The organism is Frankia sp. R43 (assembly GCF_001306465.1).
GTDB classification, from domain to species: Bacteria; Actinomycetota; Actinomycetes; order Frankiales; family Frankiaceae; genus Parafrankia; species Parafrankia irregularis.
The window spans coordinates 51,651-63,694 of the sequence record NZ_LFCW01000005.1 but is presented as its reverse complement, the minus strand read 5'-3'; the positions used below and the strand labels follow the sequence as shown (position 1 = coordinate 63,694).

The following is a 12,044-nucleotide window of genomic DNA, read 5'->3' as shown; positions in this document are numbered from 1 at the left end:
CGACCAGATTCGACGATCACCTTGAGTGATGCTAAGGGGGCAGATCTGTGAAGAATGGGCGGCGCTCCGCAGCGGACCGCCTACGTGTGGCCTTGCTGTCGTCTCGTCTGACCTGGTTCAAAACCTTCACCACGGCTCATCAGGCGGTAATGTCTCCTCCCGAAGGGGAGTAGCCCCGCCGTGGTGACCTGGTAGCCCGATTTCCGGCCCCGGTCCGGCCCACGCCGCCGTCTGGCGGCTGGTCGCCGGCCGTGCTGACGTCGGAGCGCTGGGTTGAGCACGGTCCGGCGTGTCGACATACTGGCTCGGATTCCGAGCCCGGCCGCCGGGCCTGACCTTCGTCAGGTGGGCGAGACCTTCGATCTGGCTGTCATGCCGGGTCGAAGGCGGCTCCCGTCCCGGCCCGGCCTCGAGGAGAGGACTACCGGGCCCGTGAATCTCACCGCCGCGTTCGTCACCTTCGGCGTGATCTTTCTGGCCGAACTTCCGGACAAGACGATGGTGGCGAGCCTCGTCCTGGGGAGCCGCTTCCGTCCCCTCTACGTCTGGGCCGGAGTCGCCGCGGCCTTCGCCGTGCAGGTCACGCTGGCTGTCGCCGCCGGCAGCGCGATCTCGCTGCTGCCAGGCCGGGCGGTCGACATCGTGGCGGCGCTGCTGTTCGCCCTGGGCGCGGTGCTTGTCCTCAGGGAGGGGCGAGAGGACCCCGACGACGAGGCCGAAGGCGGAGCGGCCGAGGGCGGACCGGCCGGTGACGTCGCCGCCGCCGAAGCCGTTGCCGAGGCCGACAACGCCGGCAAGTCCGGTTTCCTGCGGGTCGCGGCGACGTCCTTCGTGGTCGTGTTCGTCGCGGAGCTCGGCGATCTCACCCAGTTCTCGACCGCGAACCTCGCTGCCCGCTACTCCGCGCCGGTGGCCGTGTGGATCGGCGCGGTCCTCGCGCTGTGGACGGTGGCAGCTCTGGCCATCGCGGGCGGCCGTAGCCTTCTCCGTGTCCTGTCGGTGCGTCTGATCACCCGGGTGGCCGCCACCGCCTTCGCGGTGCTGGCGGTGATCTCACTGATAGACGCGATCCGCGGCTGACCGAGCCGGCCGGCGCCCGACATCCGCGCCGGCTCCACACCCTGCGGAGCCGGCACCGGGGCCACCATCAGAATCGGGCCATGACTCAGCGAACCCGGGTGGGACGAGGCAGGTCCGATCCCTGGCAACCCGTGCGGCCGTCCGTGGCCGGAGTATCCCTGCCGGCCGACGGGTCGACCCGTGGCCCGGGGCAGCCGCGGGTCATCCGTGGGACCATCGAGGACCTGGGGGCGGCGGTTGCCGACGACCCGGAGGCCGACGTTCTGGGCGGCATCCGGATCGAATCCGCGGTGCTGGCATCCACCCGTGTTCTCGGGGGCGAGCTGGCTGGCCTGCACCTGCGCGACATCCTGGTCGATCAGGCGGTTCTCGCCGGAATTGTGATCGACGGGGGCGGTGGCACGAGGGTCGAGATCACCGGTGGCAGGATCTCCGGGGCGGTGTGGATCCGTGGCGAGTTCCACGACGTCGTCCTGGACGGTGTGCGGGCGGACGACGTCACGCTCCGGTCGTGCACGCTGGGCCGGGCCCGCTTCAGCCGGTGCGACCTGTCGCGGCTGGATCTGACCGGATCCAGGCTCGATCATGTGCGGTTCGAGGAGTGCGACCTCACGGAGGCCGTCTTCACCGATGTCACGATCAGGGCGGCGTCCTTCCGCGGCTGTCGCTTCGACGGTGCCGTGGGCGTGACCGGCCTCACCAACGCGGAGGTGGATGCCGACAGCCTGCTGACCCTTACGGGGCCGATGGCTGCCGCACTCGGAATATCCGTGGTCTGAACGTTTCCCAGTGATCCGTAAGGCCCGAAAAGTTGGTAGTGCTCGTGAGCGCCGGCGTCGGTGGGTTGGCGTTGGATGGCAGGATCAGAATTCGGAGCGGCTCAATGGCGCGACAGCACAGAAAAAGGGCGAATTAGCCCTGCTGGGAGGCCTCCCGACGGTGCGTGCTTATATCGGTGCGTCGAGCGCGCTTGTGGCTATGTGGACACGAAGTGTGTCTTAGGTGTCTGATTTAGCGTGTGGCGCCGGGTATTGCCGATGGAGAGCGGAGGGGACGACGAGGAAATGATCACAGAGGAGGGCGGCTGCGGAGCCTGGCAGCGTGTGCCCGAGGACATAGTCGTACGGCTTGATGATGTGCCGGGAGCGGCCTACGAGGTGCCCAGTGAGGTGACCTGCGCGCTGCAGGAGGGCCACCCGGACAACCACATGGCCGTTTTGCAGGGGTGGGGAAGTGAGGAGGTCTGGCTGTCCTGGTCCGCCCCCAGAACGATCACCGCTCCCGGTTGCCGCGTCGACGGGATGACCTGCCTGCTGCCCTCCGGCCATCAAGGCCACCATCATGTGATCATGGCGGACATGGTCGAGGACGAGGGCCCGTACTGGGTTGCCGACCGTGCCGAACTGGAGGCACGGCGCGCCAGCGTTGCCAGAGGCTGATCCGCACCGTCCGGCACCGGCGCCGATCCCTGCGCGGCCGTCCTGCCTCGCCACCGCCCGGCAGCCGGGGCGGGGCGAGGCGGGCTGGGCGGCAGGACTGCGGCCAGGGTGGCCGGACCAGTCGCGGTGCCAGGCCTGCCGTGTGGGCTGGCCTAGGCCGGGCCGGTGATGGCCGGTGTCGCTGTGGGGTCGACGCCTTGACGGGGGGTGTCGTCGAAGACGAGAACGACTTCGGCGTCGGTGCTGAAGTCCCGCAGCCGCGCGCTGGCAGGCACGCTGGCCAGCGCATGGCGCAGACCACCGGCCGTCGTGCCTTCGGCGGCCACGATGGTGATCCGTGTGCCGCCTTCGAAGCCCTCGGCGCTCCCGCTGACAGGCAGAGGCGAACGCGCGGGCTCGGCGGGTCCGGTTGTGTCGCTCTCGCCGGCCATCGATTTCCATGCGGTGTCGAGCGCCAGCAGATGGTCGACGATGCGGCGGACCTCGTCCGACTCGAGATCGGCGGACGTCGTGGGGCCGGGGTCGGCCGCGGCGATACGGAGCCGGACCAGCAGCTGGTTCTCGTCCTCGGCCGGCCGCGCCCCACACTCCTCTGGAGCCTGGGCGCGGGCCGGATCCTGATCGGGCGAGCGGGCCGCCGCGGCCACGGTGATCGCGGCACCGTCCGTCCGGCCGACGAAGACCGTGATCTCGCGCGGTTCGGTCGTCAGATCTCGCCCGCCGAGATCGCTGCCGGCATCCCGTGACGTACCAGATGAGCCCGGTTGTGCTGGTGTTCCTGGTCGTGACATCGTGCCTTCTCCTCGCGTGGCAGGAATTCGCGGAATAGCTGTTCACCGAGGACGCTCTCACGGTGTTTCTGGTCATAACACCCCGCGAGACGGGGAGTTTCTGGCCGGCCTGATGGTGCCAATGTGTCGATGAGGTATATATCGCAGGTTTCGGGTCCGGGACTTGTCGGGTGACCTGTGGGCAGGACGAGCGGACAGGACGAAAGCGCGCGGTGAAGGCGCGGCGGTGCGGTGGGCTTCGCTGTTCGTCCGCGTCGGACAAGCGGGTCGGGTAAGCCGTGCCGCGTCCGGTGGAGCACGTCCGGTGGAGCAACGGTGCCATTGCGCCGCGACCAGCCGGAACGGTCACCTTCCGCATCAGGTGTCCACCGCGCCGTCCGGCGAACACGAAGGGCCACCGGTCGTTGAACGGCGAACAGCAGGCGAACAGGGAACAGCAGGCGAACTGGGAACGGCAGGCGAACTGGGAACGGCCGGCGGCGCGAACGGGCGGCGAACAGAGCTGGTGAAGCCGGGCCGGTGATGACGTAAAGAGCAGATGCCGGGAAAACCCACCCCTGAACCTGGTGTGAGGCCGATACCCCCGGGGTAGGTGCTGGGCGATCGCGCTTGTCCGGAGCGCGTCGCGCCGCGGGAGGCCAGCTCGGCCGGGCTTCCCGCCTCGCACCATCGTCCGGCCGACCGGAGCCATGGTCCCCAGCGTGCGTGTGGAAGTGACCGGCCGAGATGCCGTCGTGGTGCACCCGGAAGGCGAGATCGACTACTCGTCGCTGGAACCGCTACGGCAGGCACTGCTAGACGCGCGGATCGCCGGTGTCCGCGAGATCGTCGTCGATCTTCGTGAGGTCACGTTCCTGGACTCACAGGGGCTGGCCGTGATCCTTTACGCCCACCAGCGGCAGCGGTCGGCCGGTGGGCGCCTGATCCTGCGCAATCTCAACGAGAACGCCTACCGGCTGCTCTCCGTGACGAATCTGACCACCGTGATCGATGTCGACCACGGCTCGCAGGTGGCGCCGGCCCACTCGCCGGTGGCGCCGGCCCAGGGGCAGCCGGTTCGCACCGGGCAGCCGACTCTCGCCGGTCAGCCTCGATCACGCCCCGGGGCGACCCGCTGGTAGGAGACGTCGGCGGTATGGCGATGGAAACCGAGGCGGGTGTAGAGCCGGACCGCGCGATCGTTGTCCTCGTCCACATAGAGCATCACCGTGGCGAGGCCGAGATCCCGCAGATGTCGCAGGCCGGCGATCGTGAGAATCCGGCCCAGGCCCGCGCCGCCCGCGTCGGGTGCGACGCCCACCACGTAGACCTCACCGATCGGTCCCGGCGCCGCCTGCGGGTCCCCGGCGGGCATCGGGTCGATGGGGTGAACCTTCGTCCAGTGGAATCCCACCAGCTGACCGTTCCGTTCGGCGAGGAAGAAGCCGGCCGGGTCGAACCATGGTTCCGCCTCGCGGGCGCGCAGGTCGTCCATCGTCCAGCGGCCCTGCTCGGGGTGCGTGGCGAATGCCGCCGCGTTGATCGCGAGCCAGGCCTCCTCGTCCCTGCCCACCTCGAAGGTCCGGAGGGTGAAACCCGGGGGGACGGTCGGGCTCGGCAGGTCGTCGTCCGCCGCGGCTGTTGCGCTGCCGGTCGTCGCGCTGCCGGCCGTTGCACTGCCGGGCGTTGCGCTGCTGGCCGCGATCAGGGGGCGGCGCAGTTGGAGAAGTACCCGCGCCCGTTCGAAGCCGGCACTGCCTGCCAGCGCCGCGGCTGCCGGTGCGTCGCCGTGGGCCCAGATGTTGAGCTGCGACGACCCGGCCACCGCCGCGGACAGTTCCCGCACCAGCGCGCTGCCGACTCCGGCGCGGCGATGATCGGGGTGGACGACCAGCTCGGCCTGCCGCTCCGAGGGGTCCCCGCCCACCGCGGCGAAGCCCACGATCGTCGATCCGTCCCGCGCGACCAGGTGGGCCACACCACCGGGGCTCCCGCCCGGCCGCAGGGTGAGGCGCACATCTTCGGAGATCCCGCCGTTGCCGTCGACCTGCTCCGCGCTCGTCAGCAGTTCGGTGATGGCCGCCACGTCAGTCGCGTCGAGGGTGTCGAGCCAGCTCAGCGAGGTCATGTTTCAACGCTAGCCAGTGCGCTGTCGAAACATGCACCGTCAAAGTGAGCTGTCGAAATATGCACTGTCAAAGTGAGCAGTGTCGGTGGGGGCTGGCCGTCGTGCGCGAGCGGAGCCGCCGGGGTGCGAAGGCGTCGATGTCATCAGGTAACCGGCAGGTTACCGGGCCCGTCCTGATGCATGTCGCCAGCGCAGCGGGTGGGGTCCGCCGATCAGCCGGCGCGTGCACGGCCGGAGCGCGTGCACGGCCGGAGCAGGAGGCCGGGTGCCGGGGAGCGTCGCGGCCAGGCGAAGCGTGGCCGGGCGAAGGGCCGACGGGCCAAGGCCTCGGACCCCGAACACGCCGGAAGGGCCCGGTAGCCGTTCTCCGGACGGCCACCGGGCCCTTCCCGGTGCGCGCGGTTCTCAGCACGGTTCGCTGTCTGCGCGTTGGAGCTGGTGATGCTGCGCCGGCACCGGTCGTTGAGCGGGCGCCAGCGGTGCGGTGGTACTGGTCGTGCGTCGAGGTGGCGGACCGGTCAGACGCGCTCGGGAGTGCGGATGTCGTCCCGATCCAGGCGGTTGGCGGTGTCGGGCAGCGGCGAGATCGGCGGGGCGACGAACTTGTACCCGACGTGACGGACAGTGCCGATCATTGCCTCGTGCTCGGGGCCGAGCTTCGCGCGCAGCCGGCGGACGTGCACGTCCACCGTCCGGGTGCCGCCGTAGTAGTCGTAGCCCCAGACCTCCTGCAGGAGCTGTGCGCGGGTGAAGACCCGCCCCGGGTGCTGCGCGAGGTACTTCAGCAGCTCGAACTCCTTGAACGTGAGCTCGAGCGGACGGCCCCGCAGCTTGGCGGAGTAGGTGGTCTCGTCGACGGAGAGGTCACCGGACCGGATCACTCCGGCCTCTGCCGTACCGCCCGCGGCCGCGACCCGCCCGATGGCAAGCCGCAGACGAGCCTCCACCTCGGCCGGCCCGGCCGTGTCGAGCACCACATCGTCGACGCCCCAGTCCGCCGAGACCGCGGCGAGGCCACCCTCGGTGACCAGCGCCAGCAGCGGGGTGGTGAGCCCGGTCGTGCGCAGCAGCCGGCACAGGCCCCGCGCGATGACGAGCTCGCGGCGGCCGTCAACGACGATCACATCGACTGGAGGTGCGTCGAGCAGTGCGCTTGCCTCCAACGGCGCCACACGGACGGTGTGGGTGAGGAGGCCAAGGGACGGGAAGGACTCGGCCGACGGACCGGGGGCGTTGGTGAGCAACAGGACGACGCTCAAGACGGCTCCTCCAGGTGCGATGTGTGTTGGGGCAGCGTCGACCCAGGCGATCCTTGTCTCCGGTGTCCTACGTTCCACGACCGTCATGGGCATGAAACGAGTACCGGTCTGCAGGGGAGGATAGCGGAGTGCCCTACTCCGCTCCTACGGTCTATCGACTTCTTCCCACCGCAGACGCTGAGATCCTGGCCACGGAGCTGCTTCATCGTGACCCCGCGGTGACAGGGCATGACGCCGTCTGCGTGGTCGTCGCCCACGGCTTCTCCGGATCGATCGGGCGGCCTGCGCTGCGTGCTGTAACAGAGGAACTGCGCCGGCACGTGGGTGTGCTGTCCATGGACCTTCGAGGTCACGGCAGGTCGACGGGCACCTGCACCTTCGGGGACCGCGAGGTCCTGGATGTCGACGCGGCCGTGGGTGAGGCACGTCGCATGGGCTACCAGAAGGTGGTCACGATGGGGTGGTCCATGGGTGGCGCCGCCGTTCTGCGGCACGCCGGCATCGCGATCTCCGGGGAGGTCACACACGGACACCGGCTTCGGCACCGGCCTGACGCAGTCGTCTCGGTCAGCGCGGCGAGCCGGTGGTTCGTCCGCGACACGGCGCCCATGCGGCGCATCCACTGGTTCGCCGAGACGGCGCCCGGGCGGGTCGCCGCCCGGGTCGGGCTCGGAGTGCGGATCGCGACGGACCCCTGGCCGGCCGTGCCCGCCTCGCCCGTCGAGGTGATCGGGCGGATCGCGCCAACCCCTGTCCTCATCGTGCACGGTGACCGCGATGCGTACTTCACTGTGGAACATCCACGTGCGCTGGCGGCCGCCGCCGGCGACACCGGGCAGCTGTGGCTCGTGCCCGGTTTCGGGCACGCCGAGGCCGGCGTCGTCCCGGGGCTGGTCGATCGGATCGGGGCACACCTGCCCGATCTGCTCGCCGGTCGCCCGGAGTGGGCGCAGTGCGCGCGACGGATGGCGCGGGAGACCGGTCCCGCACCGACCCGGTGACCGCCGGCCAGGCGCGAGCACCCGGGCGACCAGGCGAGCGACTACGGCGACGATTACGGCGAAGCGAGGGATGCGCAGTGGCACGCATCGTGGTCAGGTACTGGGCGGCGGCCCGCGAGGCGGCCGGTGTCGAGCAGGACGAGGTGGACGCGCCGACGCTCGCCGTGGCGCTGGATGACGTCGCGCGCCGCCGCGGCGCCGCCCTCGCCACGGTGTTGGCCCGCTGTGCCTTCCTGCTCGACGAGATGCCGGTCGGTCGACGCGACCCGCAGGACGTCGACCTGCGAGAAGGGTCGGTGGTGGAGGTGCTGCCCCCGTTCGCCGGGGGGTGAACACGACGGAAGGACACGTACGTCCACCCAGGGCAGTGGATTCCGGTTCGCTCGCCCGTGGCAGCATGGTGCGGTGCCTGTTCCCGAGCCTGGCTCGTCCGGACTGTCCGGATCTTCGGACGTGGTCCGGCCAGCCGGCGTGGCCGCGTTGCCGGGTGAGGCCGGGCTCGCCACCGCTCTCGCGGGTGCGGGTGCGGTCGGCGCAGGCATCGCGGTGCTGGTCACCGGCGCCGCGTTCGCGGCGATCGCCGGCCCATGGGCGCTCGCGGGTGTGCTCCTCGTGGCACAGATAGCGCTGGCCTGGGCCTGGACAGGGGCCCTGCGCGCCTCCGCGGGAACGATGGTGGTGGTGGCGGGCAGCGCGCTCGCCTGCGATCTCGCCGTGCTCTGGCCGCTCGGTGGCGACAATGCTCACGGCTTCGGCGCGCACGGCTACGACGACAACGGCATCGGAACGGTCGCGGGCGTCGTGGGCGTGTCCCTCGGCGTCACGGTCCTTTACCAGCTGGCCCGCCGCCTACGCGGCGGCGCTACGCCGGCGCCGGGTGTGTCGGCAGTGGGTGTGCCGGCGGAGGGCGTGCCGGCGGCCGGGACAACCGGTATGGCAGCGGCCGGCGCCGTCGCGGCTGATCGTGCCCAGCGGGCTGCCGACAGGGTGAGTGGCGACATGACCGCCGCGCTCGGCGGGGTCGGCATCGCCGCCTTCCTCACCGGCTTCCTGGTGCTGCGCGCCGAGGCGGGTGCCGAGCACCCCGCCGACGAGATGGTCATCGCGGGCCTGCTCGGTGCCGGTGCCGCGGTGCTCGTCGGCCGTCTGGTGACGGCACTGCTCGCAGCCACCTTCGCGCGCGGTGCGGGCACGGCCCTGGGCGCCGTCCCGGATCCGGATGTCGTACCGCAGCCGGACGACGTCCCGGATTCGGATGCCGTTCCGGGCCTCGGTCGGGCGCGGGTGTGCGCGGTCGTCGGCGCGGTGTCCGCGGCCGCCGCGGGCACCGCGGCAGGGGTGATCTTCGGCGAGTTCACGGGCCTCGGTGTCGCCACCGCCACCGTCCTCGCCGCGGCCGGCGGTGTGGCCGCCGCCTGTGTCGCGTCGGCCGGATTCGGCGGGGCGCTCACCGCACCCCGCCTCGGCCCCGCGGCCGGGATGCTGCTCGACGTGCTGCTCCCGCTGGCGTTGGCAGCGCCCGTCGTGTACCTCCTCGGTCGTCAGCTTCCCGGATGAGCCGCACCGCGCGGCGGGGCCTGATCGCCTTCAGCGTCACGATCGTCGTGGCGCTGGTCATTCTCGGCGTGCTCGACCGGGTCGCGGCCCGGGTCGTCGCGGATCAGATCGCCACCAGGGCGCAGACCTCGCAGAACCTCGCCGAGCGGCCGACGGTGTCGCTCGGCGGTTTTCCGTTCCTCACCCAGGTCACCGCGGGCAAGTACCGTCACGTGAACATCGAGATCCGCGGTTATGAGCGGGACGGCGTCCGGGTCGACCGGCTCCGCGCGGAACTGGCCGGCGTCCACCTGCCACTCTCGGACGTCCTGAACCAGGATGTCCAGCAGGTACCGGTCGACCAGGTGAAGGCACAGGTCGACCTCACCTTCGACGACCTCAACGCCTACCTCGCGACGCAGAACCCACCCGCCAGAGTCGCCCCGGCCGGGCAGGGCCTCGAGATCAGCGGGACGGTCGAGGTGCTGGGCTCGCAGTACCCGGTCTCGGGCATCGCCGACATCGGCGTGGCCGCCGACTCGGTCACGTTCACTCCCCGCGACCTCACGGCAGGTCTCGGCGCGGTGATCCCGACCCAGCTGTTGGAACCGCTGCGGGAACTTCTCACCGTCAAGGTGCCGGTCACCGGGCTGCCCTTCAACATGGGGCTGCGGTCCGTGGTGGTGGGTGCAGATCGGCTCACGTTCACAGCGGGCGGTGAGAACGTGCTGCTCGATGCCGACCTGGCGCAGACCGGGGTGCCGGCCGGCTCCTCCGGTCTCTGACGCAGCGGGCCGCGCCCTGGACCCCCTGGACCCCCTGGACCCCGTGGACCCCGTGGACCCCGCCGTGGATCTGGTCGCGGAGCTCGCCGCGCTCGGCCAGGTGCCCGGTGAGGTCGCGACGCTGCTGCAGTTCTCGACGGCATTCTGCGCGCCCTGCCGGGCCGCACGGCGCCAGCTGGCGGACGTCGCGGCGCTCGTGCCCGGCGTGCGGTATGTGGAGATCGACGCGGAGTCCCACCTGGAGCTGGTGCGGCGTCTGGGCGTTCGCAGCACCCCGACGGTGGTGATCCTCGACGGATCGGGCACCGAGGTGCGCCGGGTGACCGGTGCCCCGCCGACGAAGGCGGCGGTGATCGCGACCCTGGCGTCGTTGGTCGAGGTCGCGCCCGGAGATCGGGAGCCGGGCTCAGATGGTGCCCCGGTAGATCTTTAGGGTAAGGGTTAACACAGAAGTGACATTCGCTGCTACCGTGACACGAACCATGTGCAGCGTCCTGCTTGTGAAGCGCCGCGCGGTCGACCTGTGCCGCGTGGGCAGCTGCTTGTGTTGCGGTTCCTGACAGCGCGTTGACCTAGTCCGCGCCCGGGTTCCTTGGGCGTACCGAGCGAGCCTCGACCTCGTACCTCCGCCTGCTCCGCTCCGTCTCCGTCCCCCGCTTCGCCTCGGGCCGCGGCCTGCCGCAAACGCCACCTCCGGGCACGGTCCCGGATGCCATACCTGTCTCGTCCCCTGTTCCGCAACCGCGAAAGGAACGCGCGCATGAGCCGCGAGAACGCGCTGGTCAACGCGACCTGGGCAGAAGAGCACGCCAGCGACCCCAAGGTCGTGCTCGTGGAGGTCGACGAGGACGTCTCGGCCTACGACAAGGGGCACATCCCCGGCGCCGTCCGGCTCGACTGGAAGTCCGAGCTGCAGGACCCGATCATCCGCGACTTCGTGAACAAGGAGCAGTTCGAGAAGCTCCTGTCCGAGAAGGGCATCGCCAACGACGACACCGTGGTGCTGTACGGCGGCAACAACAACTGGTTCGCCGCCTACGCCTACTGGTACTTCGTCCTGTACGGCCACGCTGACGTGCGTCTGCTCGACGGCGGCCGCAAGAAGTGGGAGCTCGACGGCCGCGAGCTGACCCCCGACGTCACGCCGCGTCCGGCGACCAGCTACACCGCCTCCGAGGCGCGCACCGACATCCGGGCCTTCCGCGACGAGGTCATCACCGCGATCGGCTCGAAGAACCTGGTGGACGTCCGCTCGCCCGACGAGTTCTCCGGTCGCCTGCTCGCCCCGGCGCACCTGCCGCAGGAGCAGTCGCAGCGGGCCGGCCACATCCCGACGGCCAAGAACGTCCCGTGGGCGAAGACCGCGAACGAGGACGGCACCTTCCGGTCGGACGACGAGCTGAAGGCCCTCTACGCCGAGGTCGGGGTCGACCTGACCAAGGACACAATCGCCTACTGCCGGATCGGTGAGCGTTCCGCGCACACCTGGTTCGCCCTGCACGAGCTGCTTGGTCTCGCGAACGTGAAGAACTACGACGGCTCGTGGACCGAGTACGGCTCGCTCGTGGGCGTGCCGATCGAGAAGGGCGCCTGATCATGTGCGGTGCGACCAGTGGTGGACCATCGGTGGAAGGAATTGACGTGGCCAAGGAAACCGTGATCCAGGGAGTTGTGGTCTCCGGCGGTGAGCCGGTTTCGACTGGTTACGCCCGCCTGCTCGACTCCGGTGGCGACTTCACCGCCGAGGTGCCGCTTTCGGCGACCGGCCAGTTCCGATTCTTCGCGCGTCCTGGCGAGTGGACGGTCCGCGCCCTGGTTCCGGGCGCGACCGGCGAGCGCAAGGTCGTCGCCCGCCAGGGTGAGCCGGTCGACACCCAGGTCGACGTCACGGTCTGAGGCCGGCGATGGTCTGAGACCGGTGGTGGCCAAGTGCCACGGCCCACGGGGCCGGTAGATCGCAGGTTCGGCGGCGGCCGGGTTCCGGGAGCACGTTCCCCGGAGCCCGGCCGTTTTTTCGTGCGTGCGTGCGTGCGTGCGTGGGTGTGC

At 70.5% G+C, this 12,044-nt stretch carries 15 protein-coding genes; 12 read left to right on the top strand and 3 right to left on the bottom strand.

Features of this window, described 5'->3' with window-relative positions:
• Positions 1 to 432 precede the first annotated feature (432 nt).
• The 3 genes from ACG83_RS21305 (at position 433) to ACG83_RS21295 (ending at position 2,519) form a co-directional block, all read left to right on the top strand.
• A complete protein-coding gene (locus tag ACG83_RS21305) occupies positions 433 to 1,080 on the top strand; it encodes a TMEM165/GDT1 family protein (RefSeq protein ID WP_054568029.1) in 648 nt (215 codons plus the stop codon).
• 80 nt (positions 1,081 to 1,160) lie between these two features.
• Entirely contained in the window at positions 1,161 to 1,859 is a 699-nt protein-coding gene (locus ACG83_RS21300; RefSeq protein WP_083473431.1) for a pentapeptide repeat-containing protein, read from the top strand.
• Positions 1,860 to 2,117: 258 nt separating this feature from the next.
• Positions 2,118 to 2,519, top strand: a complete 402-nt coding sequence (locus ACG83_RS21295) for a hypothetical protein (protein WP_006542387.1) — start codon at positions 2,118 to 2,120, stop codon at positions 2,517 to 2,519.
• Between the two features lie 152 nt (positions 2,520 to 2,671).
• Here the strand turns inward: ACG83_RS21295 and ACG83_RS46825 are convergent, their stop codons facing one another.
• Positions 2,672 to 3,310, bottom strand: coding sequence for a hypothetical protein (locus tag ACG83_RS46825; RefSeq protein WP_054568028.1), 639 nt, complete (start codon positions 3,308 to 3,310; stop codon positions 2,672 to 2,674).
• A 689-nt stretch (positions 3,311 to 3,999) separates the two neighbouring features.
• Between ACG83_RS46825 and ACG83_RS21285 the strand changes: the two genes are divergently transcribed.
• Positions 4,000 to 4,431, top strand: coding sequence for an STAS domain-containing protein (locus ACG83_RS21285; protein ID WP_054568027.1), 432 nt, complete (start codon positions 4,000 to 4,002; stop codon positions 4,429 to 4,431).
• Here ACG83_RS21285 and mshD read toward each other — a convergent pair.
• Complete coding sequence (gene mshD, locus ACG83_RS21280; RefSeq protein ID WP_054568026.1) at positions 4,395 to 5,417, bottom strand: mycothiol synthase; 1,023 nt, start codon at positions 5,415 to 5,417, stop codon at positions 4,395 to 4,397. The two genes, ACG83_RS21285 and mshD, sit on opposite strands and share 37 nt — an antisense overlap.
• 518 nt (positions 5,418 to 5,935) lie before the next feature.
• Entirely contained in the window at positions 5,936 to 6,676 is a 741-nt protein-coding gene (locus ACG83_RS21275; protein WP_006542391.1) for a response regulator transcription factor, read from the bottom strand.
• 128 nt (positions 6,677 to 6,804) lie between these two features.
• Here ACG83_RS21275 and ACG83_RS21270 point away from each other — a divergent pair, with 128 nt between their 5' ends.
• The 8 genes from ACG83_RS21270 to ACG83_RS21240 all read left to right on the top strand — a co-directional run bounded on the left by ACG83_RS21270 (position 6,805) and on the right by ACG83_RS21240 (position 11,894).
• Positions 6,805 to 7,677 (top strand): alpha/beta hydrolase, encoded by an 873-nt coding sequence (locus ACG83_RS21270; protein WP_235498071.1) that lies wholly within the window; start codon positions 6,805 to 6,807, stop codon positions 7,675 to 7,677.
• A 77-nt stretch (positions 7,678 to 7,754) separates the two neighbouring features.
• Complete coding sequence (locus ACG83_RS21265) at positions 7,755 to 8,009, top strand: MoaD/ThiS family protein (protein ID WP_054568025.1); 255 nt, start codon at positions 7,755 to 7,757, stop codon at positions 8,007 to 8,009.
• Between the two features lie 121 nt (positions 8,010 to 8,130).
• Positions 8,131 to 9,234, top strand: coding sequence for a hypothetical protein (locus ACG83_RS21260; protein WP_152991474.1), 1,104 nt, complete (start codon positions 8,131 to 8,133; stop codon positions 9,232 to 9,234).
• Positions 9,231 to 9,998, top strand: a complete 768-nt coding sequence (locus ACG83_RS21255) for a DUF2993 domain-containing protein (RefSeq protein ID WP_054568023.1) — start codon at positions 9,231 to 9,233, stop codon at positions 9,996 to 9,998. Before ACG83_RS21260 ends, ACG83_RS21255 begins: the two co-directional genes overlap by 4 nt.
• 64 nt (positions 9,999 to 10,062) lie before the next feature.
• Positions 10,063 to 10,431 (top strand): thioredoxin family protein, encoded by a 369-nt coding sequence (locus tag ACG83_RS21250; protein ID WP_235498070.1) that lies wholly within the window; start codon positions 10,063 to 10,065, stop codon positions 10,429 to 10,431.
• 49 nt (positions 10,432 to 10,480) lie between these two features.
• Complete coding sequence (locus ACG83_RS48005; protein ID WP_369809810.1) at positions 10,481 to 10,558, top strand: putative leader peptide; 78 nt, start codon at positions 10,481 to 10,483, stop codon at positions 10,556 to 10,558.
• Positions 10,559 to 10,758: 200 nt separating this feature from the next.
• Positions 10,759 to 11,592, top strand: a complete 834-nt coding sequence (locus tag ACG83_RS21245; protein ID WP_054568022.1) for a sulfurtransferase — start codon at positions 10,759 to 10,761, stop codon at positions 11,590 to 11,592.
• 2 nt (positions 11,593 to 11,594) lie between these two features.
• Positions 11,595 to 11,894: a DUF1416 domain-containing protein gene (locus ACG83_RS21240; RefSeq protein WP_006542398.1), complete on the top strand. Its 300-nt coding sequence runs from the start codon at positions 11,595 to 11,597 to the stop codon at positions 11,892 to 11,894.
• The last annotated feature ends 150 nt before the right edge of the window (positions 11,895 to 12,044 follow it).

Bases quoted from the DNA above. Each gene is read 5' to 3' on its own strand.
- ACG83_RS46825 (WP_054568028.1), bottom strand. From the start codon at position 3,310: ATGTCACGACCAGGAACACCAGCACAACCGGGCTCATCTGGTACGTCA.
- ACG83_RS21285 (WP_054568027.1), top strand. From the start codon at position 4,000: ATGGTCCCCAGCGTGCGTGTGGAAGTGACCGGCCGAGATGCCGTCGTG.
- ACG83_RS21245 (WP_054568022.1), top strand. From the start codon at position 10,759: ATGAGCCGCGAGAACGCGCTGGTCAACGCGACCTGGGCAGAAGAGCAC.
- ACG83_RS21255 (WP_054568023.1), top strand. From the start codon at position 9,231: ATGAGCCGCACCGCGCGGCGGGGCCTGATCGCCTTCAGCGTCACGATC.
- ACG83_RS48005 (WP_369809810.1), top strand. From the start codon at position 10,481: ATGTGCAGCGTCCTGCTTGTGAAGCGCCGCGCGGTCGACCTGTGCCGC.
- ACG83_RS21300 (WP_083473431.1), top strand. From the start codon at position 1,161: ATGACTCAGCGAACCCGGGTGGGACGAGGCAGGTCCGATCCCTGGCAA.
- ACG83_RS21240 (WP_006542398.1), top strand. From the start codon at position 11,595: ATGTGCGGTGCGACCAGTGGTGGACCATCGGTGGAAGGAATTGACGTG.
- ACG83_RS21295 (WP_006542387.1), top strand. From the start codon at position 2,118: ATGGAGAGCGGAGGGGACGACGAGGAAATGATCACAGAGGAGGGCGGC.
- mshD (WP_054568026.1), bottom strand. From the start codon at position 5,417: ATGACCTCGCTGAGCTGGCTCGACACCCTCGACGCGACTGACGTGGCG.